Genomic DNA, 16,926 nt, shown 5'->3' with positions numbered 1-16,926 from the left:
CATGCACCGCAACCGCAACGCCAAAATCATCGCCACGCTCGGCCCGGCCAGCAGCGACCGCGACACCATCGAAGCCCTGTTCAACGCCGGCACCGACGTGTTCCGCCTGAACTTCAGCCACGGCAGCCACGCCGACCACAAACAGCGGCTCGACATCATCCGCGCCATCGAGCGCGATAGCGGCCGCCCCATCGGCGTGCTGCTCGACCTGCAAGGACCCAAGCTGCGACTGGGCGCGTTTGCGGACGGTCCGGTCACGCTGCGAGCCGGCGACACCTTCCGCCTAGACATGGATCACGAACTGCTGGGCGACCAGCACCGCGCGCCACTGCCGCACGCCGAAATCTACACCGCGCTGGAAGTCGGCGCCGAACTGCTGATCGACGATGGGCGCGTACGCCTGCAAGTGGAGTCGTTCGGCCCCGAACACGCCGAAACGCGTGTCGTCATCGGTGGCCGCATATCGGACCGCAAGGGCGTCAACGTCCCCGGCGTGGTGCTGCCCCTCTCCGCCATGACCGGCAAGGACCGCGCCGACCTGGATTACGGCTTGAACCTGGGCGTGGATTGGGTGGCGCTCTCCTTCGTGCAGCGCGCCGAGGATATCGAGGAAATCAAAGCCATCGTGGGCGAACGCGCCGGCATCGTCGCCAAGCTGGAAAAACCCGCCGCGATCCAGAGCCTGGAAGCCATCGTCGCCGCCAGCGACGCCATCATGGTGGCGCGCGGCGATCTTGGTGTGGAGATGCCGCCGGAGCAGGTGCCGGCCATCCAGAAACGCATCGTGCGCGCATGCCGCAAGGGCGGCAAGCCGGTGATCGTGGCCACGCAAATGCTGGAATCGATGGTGAGCGCGCCGGTGCCCACACGCGCGGAGGCCTCCGACGTCGCCACCGCCATCTACGACGGCGCGGATGCCGTGATGCTGTCGGCCGAATCGGCCTCCGGCCTCTATCCGCGCGACGCGGTGCGCATCATGGACTCCATCATCGTCCGCACCGAAGCCGACCCGCTGTATCGCGAAACCGTGGCCGCAGGCGTCAGCCAAAGCGACGGCACGCTGGCCTCGGACGGCGTCGGCGTGGCCGTGCGCGGCGTGGTGCAAGCCTTGCCGGTGGCGGCCGTGGTGGCCTACACCAGCTCCGGCTACTCGGCGCTGCGCATGGCGCGCGAGCGTCCGCACGCGCCCATCGTCGGCATGACGCCGCGCGCCGCCATCGCCCGCCGCCTGGCGCTGGCCTGGGGCGTCCACCCGGTGCTATGCCACGAGGTGGCGGATGTGATGGAGATGAGCGCCTGGGCCGGCCGCACCGTCCAGCGCGAAGGCCTGGCGCGCGCGGGCGACACCATCGTCATCTCGGCCGGCATCCCCTTCGGGACACCGGGCACCACCAACCTGCTGCGGATTATGCAGCTCGATCAGAGGCCGTAATCCACGTCCTTCGGCGCGTAACCTTCATCCGCGCTGGCGACGAAGGGCTGCGGCTTGCTATCCTGCTTGTAGACCACGCCCTCCTTCATCACGAAGCTGACCTTGGTCATCAGGCTGATGTCGGACAGTGGATTGCCCGGCACCGCCACGATGTCGGCGAACTTGCCGGCGCTGATGCTGCCCAGGTCCTTCTCCTGCTTGAGCAGCGCGGCGGCCTGCGTGGTGGCGGCCTGGATCGCGGCCAGCGGCGGCATGCCTGCTTCCACCATGTAGCCGAATTCCTTGGCGTTGTCGCCGTGCGGATAAACGGCGGCGTCGGTGCCGAAGGCGATCTTCACGCCGGCCTTGTAGGCGCGGCCCGCCGTGCCCTGGATCAGCGGGCCAACGGCGGCCGCCTTCGCCGCCACCTGCGGCGGGAAGTAACCCGGCACCTTGGCCTTGCCCTCGACGTATTTGCCGGCGATGATGGTCGGCACGTAGAAGGTGCCGTGCTCCTTCATCAGCTTCATGTCCTCGTCGTTCATGTAGGTGCCATGCTCGATCGAATCGACGCCGCCGATCACGGCGCGGCGGATCGCTTCCGCTCCATGCGCGTGCGCCGCCACCGTCATTTCGTAATCCTTGGCGGCCGCCACCACGGCCTTGATTTCCTCGATCGTCATCTGCGCGTTGTCGGCGCTCTTGCTCTCATCGAGCACGCCGCCGGACGGCATGATCTTGATCAGGTCCGCACCATCCTTGTAATGCTGGCGCACAGCCTTCCACGCATCGGCGGCGCCGTTGATGATGCCGTCCTTGGCACCGTAATCGGCCATCAGGTCGGCGCGGTAGCCGTCCGAGTCGTCGGCGTGGCCGCCGGTCGAGCCGACCGCCTTGCCGGCGGTGAAGATGCGCGGGCCGGGCACCACGCCGGCGTTGATGGCGTTGCGCAGCGAGATCGAGGCGTTGGCGCTGTCGCCCAGGTTGCGCACCGTGGTGAAGCCGGCCAGCAGCGTCACGCGCGCGTAGTTGGTGGAGCGGATCGCGTAGTCGGCGATATTCCAGCGGAACTGGTCGGAATAACCGGTGGGGCTGGTCTGGCTGGTGAGGTGGGTGTGGCTGTCGATCAGGCCCGGCAGGCAGGTCTGGCCGGCCAGGTCGATCACGGTGGCGCCGGCGGGCGCCGCGCGGCCGGCCGTCACCTGCGTGATACGCTTGCCATCGATGACCACGGTGGTGGCGCCCAGCAGCTTGCCTGCTTGCGTATCCAGCAGCTGGCCGCACTGCACGGCAACGAGAGACGGCGCGGCGCTGGCGCAGGTGGCGAAGCAGGCGGCGGCGATGGACAAGCCAGTGTGAATACGCATCGGAACAACTCCCTGAAAAAAGGTAAGCGCTGATATTATCTCAACAAGGATTGATGTATGATGAAAACGCTTTCATATAACAAAACCGCCGGAGACTTAATTGAACGTTCGTGAATCTACTACTCGTGTTAGCGCTATCAAATATTTGGGTGCCACCCTGCTGCTGGCCTTCGGCGCGGACGCCGGCGCCGCCATCCGCGTCAACCAGCTTGGCTTTGAGCCGCAATCCGAGAAGCTGGCCGTGGTGACGGACGGCGCGGCCAGCAACTTCGAAGTGGTGGCCGCCGACACGGGCAAGACCGTGTTCGCCGGCAAGCTCGGCGCACCGGCGTTGTGGAAGCCATCGGCCGAAACGGTGCGCCTGGCCGACTTCTCCGCGCTGAAAACGCCGGGCGAATACCGCATCAAAATTGACGGCCAAACGCAATCCGACCGCTTCGTCATCCGCGCCGACGCCTATCGCGCGCTGAACGCGGCCGCCATCAAGGCCTACTACCTGAACCGCGCCGGCATCGCGCTGACGCCGCAATATGCCGGCGTGTACGCGCGGCCCGCAGGCCACCCGGACGTCAAGGTGCTGGTGCATGCTTCCGCCGCCTCCAAACAGCGCGCCGAAGGCAGCGTGCTGTCCAGCCCCAAAGGCTGGTACGACGCCGGCGACTACAACAAATACATCGTCAACTCCGGCATCTCGACCTACACCCTGCTGGCCGCGTTCGAGCACTTCCCGCAATACTTCGCCAAGCAGAACCTCAACATCCCCGAAACCGGCAACGGCCTGCCGGACATCCTTAACGAAGCGCTGTGGAACCTCGACTGGATGCTGACCATGCAGGACCCCAATGACGGCGGGGTCTATCACAAGCTGACCAATAAAACCTTCGACGGCATGGAGATGCCGGACCAGGTCAGGCCGGCGCCGCGCTACGTGGTACAAAAGAGCACCGCCGCCGCGCTCGACTTCGCGGCCACCATGGCCACCGCCAGCCGCATCCTCAAGGCCTACGAACAGCAGCGCCCCGGCCTGTCCGCGCGCATGATGGCGGCGGCGGAAGCGGCGTGGAATTGGGCGCAGGCCAATCCGGCCGTGGTGTTCCGCAATCCGGCCGACATCCAGACCGGCGAATACGGCGACACCCACCTCGACGACGAATTCGCCTGGGCCGCCGCGGAACTGTACATCGGCACCGGCAAGGACAGCTACTACCGCGCCATCAAGGCCGACCAGCTGCCGGCGACCACGCCGACCTGGGGCGACGTCGGCTCCCTCGCCTGGATCTCGCTGGCGCAGCACCGCGCGCACCTGACGCCGGCGGCCGACCGCAAGCTGATCGAAAGCCGCATCGACGGCCTGGCCGCGCGCCTGGCCGCGAACTGGAAAAGCTCCGCCTACCGCGTGGCCATGCAGGAGCAGGACTTCGTCTGGGGCAGCAACGCCGTGGCGCTGAACCAGGCCATGATGCTGCTGCAGGGCTACCGCCTGAACGGCAAGCCCGAGTACCTGAACGCCGCGCAATCGGGCCTGGACTACGTCCTGGGCCGCAACGCCACCGGCTACTCCTTCGTGACCGGCATCGGCACGCGGCCAGCCATGCACCCGCACCACCGCCCATCGGAGGCCGACAAAGTCACGGCGCCGGTGCCGGGCTTCCTGGTCGGCGGCCCGCAGGCCGGCCAGCAGGACAAGAAAGACTGCCCGGCGCCCTACCCGGCCAACCTGCCCGCCACGTCCTACCTCGACCACGTGTGCAGCTACGCCAGCAACGAAATCGCCATCAACTGGAACGCGCCGCTGGTGTACGTCTCGGCCGCGCTGGACCAACTCACCGCAGGAGCATCAATGGAACAAAAAGTGGAACTGTCGACGCTGGAACGCCAGGAGCAACTGCTGCAATTTGACAGCTTCAACAACGACACCGCGCTGGCGCTGGGCCTGAAGGTGATCGAACTGGCGCGCGCGGCCGGCAAATCGGTCGCCGTCAACGTCACGCAGGACGGCACCATGCTGTTCTACCACGGCATGCCGGGCACCAACGCCGACAACGCCAACTGGATCCGCCGCAAGAGCAACCTGGTCAACCGCACCGGCCACAGCTCGTTCTACACCCACACCGAAGTCAAGAACGCCGGCGGCGACTACGACAAGCTGCCCGGCCTGGACATGAAAGAGTTCGCCGCGCACGGCGGCTCCTTCCCGCTGGTGGTGAAAGGCAAAGGCCGCATCGGCACGCTCACCGTCAGCGGCCTGCCGGGCGCGGAAGACCACGCGATGGCGGTGGCCGCGCTGCAAGCCTACCTCAACATCAACCTCTAACGACACGGACACCACATGAGCGACACCATCCGCTGGGGCATCCTCGGCACCGGCCGCATCGCGCGCGACTTCGCCAACGCGCTGAAGGACACGCCGGACGCCGTGCTGGCGGCCGTCGGCTCGCGCAACGTCGACAGCGCGGCTGCCTTCGCCGGCGACTTCGGCCAGCCGGCCGTCTACGGCTCGTACGAGGCACTGGCCGCCGCGCCGGGCGTGGACATCATCTACATCGGCACGCCGCACCCGATGCACGCCGAGAACACGCTGCTGGCACTACGGGCCGGCAAGGCCGTGCTGTGCGAGAAACCGTTCACCATCAACCTGCGCGAAGCGCAGCAGGTGGTGGCGGAGGCGCGGCGGCGCAAGCTGTTCCTGATGGAAGCCATGTGGACGCGCTACATGCCGGCACTGGCCGAAGTGAAGCGCATCATCGCGTCCGGCGAGATCGGCGTGGTCAACTCCGTGCACGCCGACCTCAGCTTCGTGGCCACCACCGATCCGGAAAACCGCGTCAACAAGCGCGAGCTGGGCGGCGGCGCGCTGCTCGACCTGGGCATCTATCCGCTGTCGATCGCGTGCGCGCTGCTGGGGCCGGTGGAATCGGTGCAGGCGCAAGCCATCCTCAGCGAGGCCGGTGTCGACATGACCACCGGCTTCACCATGAAGCACCGGGGCGGCGCCATGTCGATCAACAGCTGCTCGCTGCGCGCGCGCACGCCGTCCGAGCTGACCGTGTCCGGCTCGCTGGGCAGCGTGCGCATGGAGGGCATGTTCCACCTGTCGCAAACGCTGACGGTGAAGCTGACCAGCGGCGTCACCCGCACCGTGGCCACGCCCTACCTCGGCAACGGCTACGTGCACGAAGCCATCGAAGCCGGCCGCTGCCTGCGCGAGGGCCTGCTGGAGAGCCCGGGCATGACGCTGGACGAGTCGCTGGATCTGATGCAACTGCTCGACACCATCCGCGCCCAGATCGGCGTGCGCTACCCGGCCGACGAGTAAATTTTGCCCACAGTTGAAAAACGCGGGAAAATCTGATGTAATTAGCATCATTGTCGGGGCGTAGCTTAGTCCGGTAAAGCGCTACGTTCGGGACGTAGAGATCGGAGGTTCGAATCCTCTCGCCCCGACCATTTAAGCCCGTAAGTACGGGCCTTAAAGAAATATTGCAGGCGGTCGAGTACTACATTATCCTCTGCAGTACAACAGTTAGATGACTGGCTTGGGTATTGTTATATTCCGGCGCGGCAAGGCCTAGCACAAGACCAATAAGAACAAGAATGACGTCTGCAAAGCAATCCCCTACTCCACATCCATCACGTACCGCACCAATCCCTGACACGCTCGAATCCATCAAGGGCTACCCCGACAAACTGAAGATCTATCTGATGGCAGCTAGCTCGTTCTGGCAAGTCCGCTTCTTCGATGGCAAGTCCACCATCAAACGCAGCACCGGACAAACGGAGAAGCGCGAAGCCATCAAGGCTGCGATTTCGTTTTACGAGCAGTTGATGATCAACAAGCACAACGGCGTTGCAGTCATCAAAAACACCCGTTTTGATGCTTGCGTCAGAAGCGTTATGCAGGCACAGGCCGCTCGCGTAACGCGCAAAGAAATCTCGGCCGAAGCGCATCAGAACGATCAGCACTTCCTTGACGGTAAAGTGCTGCCGGAGTTTCGCGAACTAAACATCGCGGATATCAACTATGAGCGCCTGCAAAAGTTTGTTGATAAGGTCGGTGTAAGCCTGTCCGGCTCATCGATCCAGCGCTATCTCGGCCCGATCCGCAAGATCCTCGATCATGCACAAAATCGCGACCTGCTCAAGTCGATCCCCTAGTTCCCCAATATCCCCAAACAGGACGAACCTCGCGGCTGGTTCACCGCCGAGGAATACGCCGAGCTTCTGGCACGCGCAAGACAATTCATCGGGCATGAGGACGTTATTATCCGCGCTGCACCAAAGTCCGACCAAGACCAAGGCACTGTCATTCGCAGCTTGAAGTTTACGGCGGAACTGCCGCGCATGATCGAATTCGTCGCAAACAGCTTTATCCGCCCGATCGACATTAAGAACATGCAACACAAGCATGTTGAAGTCATCCGGGGCGATAATACGTATCAGCGCCTGTCTCTGCCTGAAAGCAAGAAGCACGACTATCCTATCGTCGCTATGGAGCAGACAGTACACGTGTATGAAGAACTGAAAGCTGACCGCGCCGAGTCGGAACAAGCCGAGCCTGACGACTACGTCTTCATGCCAGAGCACGCCAATCGCGACACTGCATTGCGGCGTCTACAGCAGCAATTCAACTATCTGCTTGACGATCTGGGCTTCAAGACCGTTCCTCGCGGCGAGGAACGTACGATCTACAGCCTGCGTCATACCTGCATCATGCACCGGCTTCTGGAAGGAGATAAGATCGACGTGCTGACGCTTGCCCGCAATGCGCGTACTTCTGACGAGATGATCGAACGCTTCTACGCCAGCATGCCGTTTAGTTGCAATGAAAGCAAGGATCCGCTTAAGTTCTTTTTCGGTGAGCGTTTTGCCTGTGCCATATAAGAAAACCAAAGGATTTAATGCACTGGAGGATGCAACCTTTGGTTTAATAAATCAGCCGAAAAGTGACTTTATAGAAAATCCTTTATTTTAATGGACTAGCAGGAAATGTAAGAATTTCGCTATTTCCTTTGCTTGCGAAAAATCCATATAGGAGGCTTAAACAGCGATTATCAACTCTCATTTGCAGCCTCGATATGCCCAACATAAAAGAATATTCAAATATAAAAAATGCGCCTAATTAATTTTATTTTGAATAAAATCCAGTATGTACAACAAATCCGTAAAATCCTCACTCTTTAACTCTTCACGTATTTTCGCATCAGCACAAGCCTCAGCCAGGTACCAGCCAATCTGCTTTTTGCTCGGATTATCGCCGCCGTGCTTTCTCGATACCTTTTCAATAATAGAAGAACTAATCAAACCTTCAAGTTGAAGTCCTTCAAATTTCTTATCAATAAAAGCTAAGGTAAAAACCTCTGACTCGTTTAAGAACCATTCCTCAGTATAACGCTTTTGCTCTTTCCTCCCTGCCTTGTCATCGTCTAGCACTATTAAAAATTTCTCCCCGCGCCCCATCAAAAGACTTACCAATGGAGCTGATGACCCCGCCCCGGAACCAGGAATTAGACTAAAATCATACTTGAACCTCGACACCAATTCAGCCAATCTCAAAGCAAAGTAATCACTTATGCCTTCGACGATGACAAAAGGAGCGGCCCCAATCAATGAAGGATTTACGTACTCAAGTTTTTCAATTACGGGCTGAAAATATGATGATCTAGACGGATATTGAGAAACAAAATCACGATATTTGGTTATTTTTATGTTTGTCGGTTTCGAGCTCAATCCAAAACTATCACCAGCATCATAGTCTAGCGCAGTATTTTCAACGATATATGCCCCACTTAACCATTTGGGTTCTATCATATGATGGCTGTGCGTAGAATAAACAACAAGATTCCCATCCGACGCAATTCTCTCAAAACTTGTAAGTAACTCAGCTTGAGCTTTAGCATGCAAATTTGCGGCAGGCTCATCAAATATGAAGATAGTTTTTCTTTCGTGACTCTGCTTAAATGCGGTAAAAAGGAGGAATGAAAAGAACCAGCGAAATCCTAATGAACGTTCGCTGATAGCGTAACGAGATTCACCATCCGACACATAAAATGCCGCATACGGGAGGTTTCCTTTTTCTATATCTATGTTCCACTCTACAATGATGCTCTTCGCAGAGATTGGGCGCTGAAATACCCGCTGCCAACTACCTAGAACTTCTTTTGTTACGGCGTTAGAGATTTTTTGAAAAACAGAGTCGATCTGCGGCTTAATAGGGCTTCCGTAAAGAATTGAAAACCAACTTGGGTTATTTTCCGATTCTTTGAAGTTATCTATTCGATTGCACACATGCTTCTCTAACGATATTCCCTCACCCAAAGAATCCAGAATATCTTGGAAAACATGCCTATAATACCTATTAACGGAAGGTTCTTTTTCGTATTCGCGCAAATAGATTTTATTTGGCATATCAACCAAAAAGGTTGGGAAATAGTTGATTTGAGGCAAGTCTGAAGACATTTGCGTTACTAACTCCTTCCACAGCGGATCACTATCGGGTAATTGCTTTGCCTTACTATTACCCTTGGCTTTTGTGGCAATTTTTACCGTCCAAATATTAGTGCTCTTTTTTAGCACACTGTCTTCAAATGCAAACGACTTTAAAACAACAAACTCTTGCTTTAATGCTTCTTCATCAATCTCTTTTTTATGATCTCTAGCCAAAGACCGAGCTTTTTTTAAATCGTTATTATCTAGCGTGACTCTAGCGGAAATTTCAATGGTGGATGTAAACGCAGCTTTTTTGTTAACAGGAATAAGTCCGGCACCTGTCGACTTGGTATGTATCCCTTCGAACAGGCTAGCCACGGCCTTATCACCGCTGACAAAGTGAGATAGCGCCTCTAAAATCGTCGTTTTGCCACTTTCATTCAGTCCGATCAACGTCATTACCGGACATTTGACCCGATCGGAAAGCTCTATTTGAATCTTCTCAATTCCTTTGAAGTTTTTTATAGTAAACGATGAGATTACAGGCATATGGTTTTCCTATGACTAGCGACATGAGCGCATCGATTGCAAAAGAAGCATCTACTTTAGCCAATGGTGGGGGCAAACGTATCGGCATGTCAACACTTATTGCGTTCAAAGAATGGCTGACTGCTCGTGATAGTAGCAGGAGCGACACCAAAGTCCGCGCGTAATTTTATGGCAACACATTAGTGACCTATCAAAGAAGGAATTGGTCACTATAGCCAGCATCGAATCGCATAATGTCCAACCACGCCGATCTTCTGTCTATTGACAGCAGAATTGCAACGCCAAGCTGGGGCAGATTAGATGCAAGCGTGGTCAATGCGGAAAATTATCGAAGAATCGTTGCGAGTCACTCACAACGACTCGCGGTTTACCAAGGCTTACTAATTCCATGCTGTGCTGCAATGTAAGTAGCAAAGGCGCTATCTGTTCGGAGACACAGATCAGAAAAAAACTTGGCACAACTGCTGACTTTTTTGCAGTCGAGATGCGCGGCTCCCGAAGCATTGGTATTCCAAGTGTGGGCGGGCATGGTGAATCCGTGGGCGAAGCTATGGCGCACGAGAAAAATCTCGTCAAGTCGATTTCGACTATGCAAAGAATTGCTAAAGATGGTCTTATCAAATTTCGCTCCTGCCCAGCTTGGCCAAGGATCAAATCCGCTAAAGGTGTATAAAAAATCTCGGCAATGCTCACTATTGGGAGTGTTTAGCTTTTTTGCAGCCGCCTTCATCCTCAATTGAAGCAATGCGTGTATGGCTGAAAAACTTGCATCCGTAGGTTTCCCTATTGCCACAAAATATTCCGCAGCTAAGTTTTTTATGTAAACCTCCCAAGCAGCAACTTGACTGGCAAGTGCAGCATGCAACAATACACTTTTGGAAGTCTGATCGACCTTTTTCTTTAACGTTCCTGCAACTTTGCATAAAGCTTCGGAACGTTGCAGTAGAGCGTCAAATTTTACTTTTGCAGGGGAAACCATTAAAGGAATTCAACTAGAGTTGCAAGTGCTTGCTTATAGCTCTGTAGCGACCCGATATTTACCTGAATGCGCTCCCCATTGATGATTTTCGGTCCAGCCTTTAGTTTGTGAATAGGCGTCCCTGTAAGTGACACAACGATTGAAACACCGTGATAATCCGGGAAATCCACAAATCTGTCGCTCACCGCAACTTTAGGGTAAGCAAATACTGTACGATGTTTCTTAAAAATACTTTCAATAGTCGACTTGATAGCTTTATGCGCAGCTTGAAAAGCTTTACTAGGTTCCCCATCAAATAACGTTACGCGATTTGATATAAACGTGTGCAGTCGAGGAAGAGCTATTCCTTCTTCTTTCGCTCTCTTGAAGAAACTCAACCGAGCAAATGACGCGATATATTCGTCACCTTGCCCGTAAAGCAGTGCGATAATATTTTCAATTCCTCGTCGCGAACTTTCATCAGCAGTGAACGGGATTACAAGATTATCGGCCGCAGCGATTGCAAGCTGAGTATAAATTGCAAAACTCGGATTACAGTCGATAAAGAATACACAATCGTTATCGCGGGTCTCTCGTATAGAATCCTGTAAATCTTTAATCCAGCTAATAACTTTCTTCCATGCGGTGACCGGAACCACAAGCTGCGCAGTTTGACGAACCGCTTCGCCTAAAACTTCAACTAAGTTATCTCCGCAAACAAGTGAAAGATTTCCAGGAATCTTTTCGTTATATTCCGAAGCTTGAATTGTGTATCGTTCCGCGTCTTCGATTTGCTGAAAAGGAGAATTTAGTCGTTGCTCTAAATAACCACCTACACTTATACGATCAGCTCCGGTTTTTAAAAACTTTTTGATGGTCTTTGCACCATCTGGTTGGCCTCCGAGGATCATTTCCGATGTGTTTGCCTGTGGGCAAAGATCTATCACGACTACATCAATTTCGGGATTCTGATGTGCATACTCGCAAGCAGCAGCGAAACACAAGAAGCTTTTACCAACTCCGCCCTTATTATTCCAAAAAGCATAGGATGACATATTGTTCTCTACAGTGATTGTTGTTAGGCTTCAGAAATACTACAACTATATCACTCGGCGTTGAGTAGTGGTTCAATGTGTTGAAGAAACATTCCGCCTCTGCCGCGAAAAGACCAATTCACTCCTCAATCACAGGCGAACGAGATGATGTGCCGCGTGGAAGCGCAAAAGTAGGTTGTGACTAAATGTCGGTTGAGCCGACACTTACAACTCTACGCAGTCATTTTATTGTTAATTTTTTATCAACCAAAGCGCACCATCCTTTACATGAACAACTACTAAGGATGGCAAATGGGCCAGAACTGCCACACTTTGCCCCGGCAATCGGCAACTCGGTGAGCACAAGTCATAACCATGATGGCGACGGGTATCGAATTCGCTAGCCCCGATCAGAATGCACCAACTAGCTAAATCAGTCGAGCCACGGATGGGCTGATAACCACCGCCCAAGCTCATTGTCGTTGGCGCATTGAAGTTTGCTGAAGATGTTAGCTCGATGGGTCTCCACGGAGCGTGGACCACACGGCGGCACCAGCGCTCTCGCGATCTCCTTGTTTTGCTGACCAAGCGCGACCAGCCGCGCCACCTCGCGCTCGCGCGGCGTCAGTTGGGCCCACTGCCATAGCGCTTGCGCCCGCGAGCGCGCCAGCGTGATCGCGGATGGAAGCTTGTCCAGCAACTGCTGCGTGTCCGGCTTTTCCACCCAGTCGTAGGCGCCGCGCCGCACGGCCTCAAGGGCCGTCGGGATGTCGCCGTGGGCCGACAGGAATAATGTGACGAGCGGACTGTGTTCAACCAGCAAACGCTCGTAGACGGCCAAGCCGCTCATCCCGCCCATCCTTAAGTCGAGAATCACACAGCCCGGTTGGCGCATGTCGATGGCGTCGAGAAAAGCCTCGCCGGAGTCGAAGGCCTGCACCGCGAGCCCCTGTGAAAACAGCAGCAACAGCAGCGAGCGGCGCAGCGCTTCATCATCGTCGACGACGTAGAGCGTAAGAGGTATGTCTTTCATGGTACGGTTGGTAGCGTTAAAGAAAAGGACGCGCCGCCGGCCGAACGGTTTTCGACGGTGATGGCCCCGCCGTGCGCCTCGGCGATGGTACGACAAATGCTCAACCCGAGTCCCAGACCATCCGCCTTGCTGGTGTAGAAAGGCGTGAACACTTGATCCAGATGTTCGGCCGGTATGCCCGGCCCATGGTCGGCAACCGTGATGCGTACGGCGTGCTCGATGCGCGCGCTGGTCAGCTCAATACACCGTTGCTGCGTCGGCAGGTCCTGCACGGCTTGGATGGCGTTGTGAACCAAATTGAGCAGCAATTGCTCGAGCAGCACACGATCCCCCTGCACTAAGGCGCCATCGTCGCCCAGCGTCACCCGCAGGCTGATGCCATGGCGTTGTTGTTCCGGCCGCAGCTGCGCTTCCGTATGGGAGATGATGGTTGCGATCGGCACTTTTTCGTACAGCGCGCGTTGCGGCTTGATGAAGCCACGTACCCGTTTGACGATGTCACTGGCACGTTTCGACTGCTCGACGATCTCATCGAGCGCACCGGATAGCATATCGGACGGTCCCTGCGCCGCAAGGGCCCTCGCCGCCATGGCGAAGTTTGACAGCGCCATCAACGGTTGATTGAGTTCATGCGCCAGCGTGGACGCCATCTCGCCCACGCTGGCCAACCGTGCGCTCAGCTGGAGCCGTAGCTCCTGCTCGCGCTGCCGCGATTCCGCTTTTTTCTGCGCGGTGATGTCGACCACGGAACTCATCCAGCCGCGGTGCAGTCCTTGCGCATCGACCAGCGGCGCCGTGTAGACCATCGTAATCACATCATGGCCATCCTTGTGGCGGATGCGCGACTCGAAGCCGTGCGGCGCGGCACGCCCCTGCAACGCGGCGTCGCTTTCGCGCGCCTGTTTCTCCAGATCGTCCGGATGCCAGTAGGGATACGGAGGGCTGCACCCCAGCAGTTCTTCCGCGCTATAACCAACCATGGCACAGAGCGCTGGATTGACATAGATGATGCGCCCCTCCGGATCGCGCGCCCGCATGCCGACGCTCAGGGAATCCTCCATGGCCTTCTGGAAGGCGTGCGCTTCCTGAAGATCACGGGTGCGCTCTTCCACGCGGCGCTCCAGTTCGACACGTGCCGATTGCTGTTCCTTGAAACGCTTCTCGCGCAATCGCCAGTACATAATGCCCACCAGCGCCAGCGCGACCGCAAGCGCGGTCAATGCAAACGCCGCCTGACGCGCCTGAACCACCTCTTTCATGTCGGAGGTGACGGTCAGCGTCCATCCCAGCTCGGGCAGCGGCGTGTCCAGCGCGAGCAAGTTTGCGCGCTTGCCATTGACCTTGGTGCGCAAGACAAAACTATCCATGCCGCGCGGTGTCTCGGTTTCCCACGGCAAAACGTCGAAGCGCTGCCGCGCACCATACTGCGCATGTTCAACGATCCAGCGCTCGTCAACGGGGGATACGGGATGCATGCTGTGAAACATCCATTCCGGCACGGCGCTCAGGAACACGATACCGCGACTATCGCGCAACACCACTGGCTCGCCGCCGCGCATCCAGGCGCGTTGGAGTGGCTCCAGGCTGATCTTGACGACCACCACGCCAATGACGCTGCCAAGGGCCCGCACTGGCTCGGCGATGAACAAGCCGGATTCACCGGTGGTCAAGCCGAGACCGTAGAACAGTCCCCGCTTTCCACTGAGCGCATCTTCGAAATACGGCCGGCGGTGATAGGACTTGCCGACGAAGCTCGTGGCGAGGTTCCAGTTGCTGGCGGCCAGCGTCAATCCTTTGAGGTCGATCAGGAAAAGCGCGGAGGCGCCCGTCGTTTCCCGCATATCGGCGAGGTAGGCATTGACGCGCTGCTGGATGGCGCGGTCCTGCGGGGAGCGCAGCAAATCCTGCACATCAGGATGGCGCGCGGCGGCATAGGGTAGAAAATCATGCTTCTCCACCATGCCCCGCAACCCCAGCACCTGCGCGGAGGCGGCTTGGCGCAGCGCGCTGGTTTTGACTTCCAGTTCAAATTGCTCGGCCCATTTCCCCGAGGCGATGATCAAGACAACCGCTCCCACGCCGGCAAGCAGGCGGAGCATTCGATGTCGATTGAACCAGATTGGCATTTCAATGAGTAAAAAGTCTAGTCGGCAGATTATCACAGTTGCATATCCCGCCTGGAATTACGTCCGTATTTCTACGGAGGGACGAACGCCGAAGTTGCGGATGCCTCGCTCAAGTTTGATGACGACAATAGGCTCACTTACTAGAGGAGACACATCATGCATACTTTCGCAAGCAAGGTGGCCGGCGGCACACTGCCGGCCAGCACCGAGCGTATCTCGGGCGCACGGCTGAAGGCGATCTTCGTCGGTTCGGCCGGCAATCTGGTCGAATGGTTCGACTTCTACTGCTATGCGGCCTTCGCGCTGTACTTCGCCAGCTCATTCTTTCCCGCGCAGGACGCCACCGCCCAGATGATGTCGACGGCCGGCATCTTCGCGCTGGGCTTTTTCGTGCGGCCGATCGGCGGTATCCTGTTCGGCCATATCGGCGACCGCCATGGCCGCAAGGTCGCACTCATGGCTTCCGTCCTCCTGATGTGCGTGGGCTCCCTGATGATCGCCTGCGCGCCGACCTACGCCAGCGCAGGCATCGTCTCCCCCTGCATTCTGCTGCTGGCCCGTTTGCTGCAAGGGCTCAGCCTGGGCGGCGAGTACGGGGCAAGCGCCACCTATCTGTCGGAAATGGCCGATTCCAAACGACGCGGCTTTTACGCCAGCTTCCAGTATGTGACGTTGATTGGCGGCCAACTGCTCGCCCTGGTCCTCCTGCTGGCTTTGCAAAAGTTCTTCCTCGATGACCAGCAGCTGCGCGCCTGGGGATGGCGCATCCCGTTCGTCATCGGCGCCATGCTCGCCTTGGTGGCATTGATGATGCGTCACGATATGCCGGAGACGCAGTCGTTCGAGGCCGCCCGCAAGAAAGCCAAGCCGATGGGCGGCATCAAACAACTGGCCAAGCATCCTAAGGAAGTGTTGCTGGTGATCGGTCTGACCATGGGCGGCACTCTGGCCTTTTATGTGTACACCGTCTACATGCAAAAGTTCCTGAGGCTGTCGGTGGGGCTCACCGATGCGCAAACCACCGCTGTGTCGGCGGCCTCGCTGCTGTTTGCCATGTGCCTGCAGCCGCTGTACGGCGCGCTGTCCGACCGTATCGGCCGCCGGCCTTTGCTGTTGGGCTTCGCGGTGCTGGGGACGGTGTTCACAGTGCCTTTGATGACCGCGATCCGCCATGCCAGCGGCCCTTGGGAAGCGTTCGCGCTCATCGCCTGCGCCTGGGTTATCGTTTCCGGCTACACATCCATCAACGCCTTGGTGAAGGCGGAGTTGTTCCCGGCGAACATACGCGCCACCGGCGTTGGCGTCCCATATGCCGTTGCCGTGTCCTTGTTTGGCGGAACGGCCGAGTACCTCGGGCTGTGGTTCAAGTCGATGAATCTGGAGAGCGGCTTCTATTGGTACGTCACGGCGGTCATCGGCTGCACACTGATTGTGTGCTGGTTCATGCGTGACACTGCCGCGAACTCAAAAATCGATGAAGAGGCTCGCAGCAACTAAGTATTTCAAATCCACTCGGCAACCGGGTGGATTTATTTCATCCGCCTGATCAAACCCGTCGCCGTCGATAGCATGCCGTCCGGTCCGACGCTCACCGCGTCGGCCTGCTTTTCCTCATAGCGCGCCCTGGCCGCCTCCACCTCCGCCTGATAATTCTTCGACCACAGGACCAAGGCCATCATCGGCTGCATCAAGGTCCGTCCCAGTTCGGTTAGCTCATAGCTGACGCTTGGCGGGATGGTGGGAAACACCGTACGCGATACCAACCCGTCCTTCTCCAGGCTCTTCAGCGTCAACGTCAGCATGCGCTGCGATATGCCGCCGATGCTACGCTTCAGTTCGTTGAATCGCAACGGCCCCTGCTCCAGATGGACAACGATCAAGATGCTCCATTTATCGCCGACACGGCTCAGCAATTCGCGCGTGAACTCGGTGCAAGGCAGCGGCTGTGGAATGTGACCAGGTGACATGAATGTGCCTTCTTGTGGTGGTTTGGAGCGCTGGCAATAATACACGCGATTGCTG

The 16,926-nt window shown here is 57.3% G+C and carries 13 protein-coding genes and 1 tRNA gene; 7 read left to right on the top strand and 7 right to left on the bottom strand.

The genetic code is table 11. The features are described 5' to 3' along the window. Window position 1 precedes the first annotated feature (1 nt). Window positions 2–1,432, top strand: a complete 1,431-nt coding sequence (pyk, locus tag FHW83_RS10795) for a pyruvate kinase (RefSeq protein ID WP_176646359.1) — start codon at window positions 2–4, stop codon at window positions 1,430–1,432. Here the strand turns inward: pyk and FHW83_RS10790 are convergent. Next, a complete protein-coding gene (locus FHW83_RS10790) occupies window positions 1,420–2,778 on the bottom strand; it encodes an amidohydrolase family protein (RefSeq protein ID WP_176646358.1) in 1,359 nt (452 codons plus the stop codon). The two genes, pyk and FHW83_RS10790, sit on opposite strands and share 13 nt — an antisense overlap. A gap of 145 nt (window positions 2,779–2,923) precedes the next feature. Here FHW83_RS10790 and FHW83_RS10785 point away from each other — a divergent pair, with 145 nt between their 5' ends. From FHW83_RS10785 to FHW83_RS10765, 5 genes are all read left to right on the top strand, one after another. After that, entirely contained in the window at window positions 2,924–5,092 is a 2,169-nt protein-coding gene (locus FHW83_RS10785) for a heme-degrading domain-containing protein (RefSeq protein ID WP_218106244.1), read from the top strand. Between the two features lie 15 nt (window positions 5,093–5,107). After that, on the top strand, window positions 5,108–6,094 hold the full coding sequence (locus FHW83_RS10780; RefSeq protein ID WP_176646356.1) for a Gfo/Idh/MocA family protein: 987 nt from the start codon (window positions 5,108–5,110) through the stop codon (window positions 6,092–6,094). A gap of 54 nt (window positions 6,095–6,148) precedes the next feature. Next, window positions 6,149–6,225, top strand: a tRNA-Pro gene (locus FHW83_RS10775). Window positions 6,226–6,372: 147 nt separating this feature from the next. Further along, complete coding sequence (locus tag FHW83_RS10770; RefSeq protein WP_176646355.1) at window positions 6,373–6,933, top strand: hypothetical protein; 561 nt, start codon at window positions 6,373–6,375, stop codon at window positions 6,931–6,933. 186 nt (window positions 6,934–7,119) lie between these two features. Further along, window positions 7,120–7,659: a hypothetical protein gene (locus tag FHW83_RS10765; RefSeq protein WP_176646354.1), complete on the top strand. Its 540-nt coding sequence runs from the start codon at window positions 7,120–7,122 to the stop codon at window positions 7,657–7,659. Between the two features lie 234 nt (window positions 7,660–7,893). Here the strand turns inward: FHW83_RS10765 and FHW83_RS10760 are convergent, their stop codons facing one another. From FHW83_RS10760 to FHW83_RS10735, 5 genes are all read right to left on the bottom strand, one after another. Next, entirely contained in the window at window positions 7,894–9,753 is a 1,860-nt protein-coding gene (locus FHW83_RS10760; RefSeq protein ID WP_176646353.1) for an ATP-dependent endonuclease, read from the bottom strand. A gap of 367 nt (window positions 9,754–10,120) precedes the next feature. Next, on the bottom strand, window positions 10,121–10,732 hold the full coding sequence (locus FHW83_RS10750) for a HEPN domain-containing protein (RefSeq protein WP_176646351.1): 612 nt from the start codon (window positions 10,730–10,732) through the stop codon (window positions 10,121–10,123). Further along, window positions 10,732–11,766, bottom strand: coding sequence for a ParA family protein (locus FHW83_RS10745; protein ID WP_176646350.1), 1,035 nt, complete (start codon window positions 11,764–11,766; stop codon window positions 10,732–10,734). Before FHW83_RS10745 ends, FHW83_RS10750 begins: the two co-directional genes overlap by 1 nt. 412 nt (window positions 11,767–12,178) lie before the next feature. Continuing rightward, entirely contained in the window at window positions 12,179–12,778 is a 600-nt protein-coding gene (locus FHW83_RS10740) for a response regulator transcription factor (protein WP_176646349.1), read from the bottom strand. Then, complete coding sequence (locus FHW83_RS10735) at window positions 12,775–14,841, bottom strand: ATP-binding protein (RefSeq protein ID WP_229224122.1); 2,067 nt, start codon at window positions 14,839–14,841, stop codon at window positions 12,775–12,777. The genes FHW83_RS10740 and FHW83_RS10735 overlap by 4 nt, the downstream gene beginning before the upstream one ends. A 219-nt stretch (window positions 14,842–15,060) precedes the next feature. On the opposite strand from FHW83_RS10735, the gene FHW83_RS10730 reads away from it, so the two are divergent. After that, window positions 15,061–16,401, top strand: a complete 1,341-nt coding sequence (locus FHW83_RS10730; protein ID WP_176646347.1) for an MFS transporter — start codon at window positions 15,061–15,063, stop codon at window positions 16,399–16,401. A gap of 32 nt (window positions 16,402–16,433) precedes the next feature. Here the strand turns inward: FHW83_RS10730 and FHW83_RS10725 are convergent, their stop codons facing one another. Then, on the bottom strand, window positions 16,434–16,871 hold the full coding sequence (locus FHW83_RS10725) for a helix-turn-helix domain-containing protein (RefSeq protein ID WP_176646346.1): 438 nt from the start codon (window positions 16,869–16,871) through the stop codon (window positions 16,434–16,436). Window positions 16,872–16,926 lie beyond the last annotated feature (55 nt).

This window comes from Duganella sp. SG902, assembly GCF_013376005.1.
Lineage (GTDB): Bacteria > Pseudomonadota > Gammaproteobacteria > Burkholderiales > Burkholderiaceae_D > Rugamonas.
Note: the sequence above shows the minus strand (reverse complement) of the source record. Positions and strands in the feature narration are given on the sequence as shown.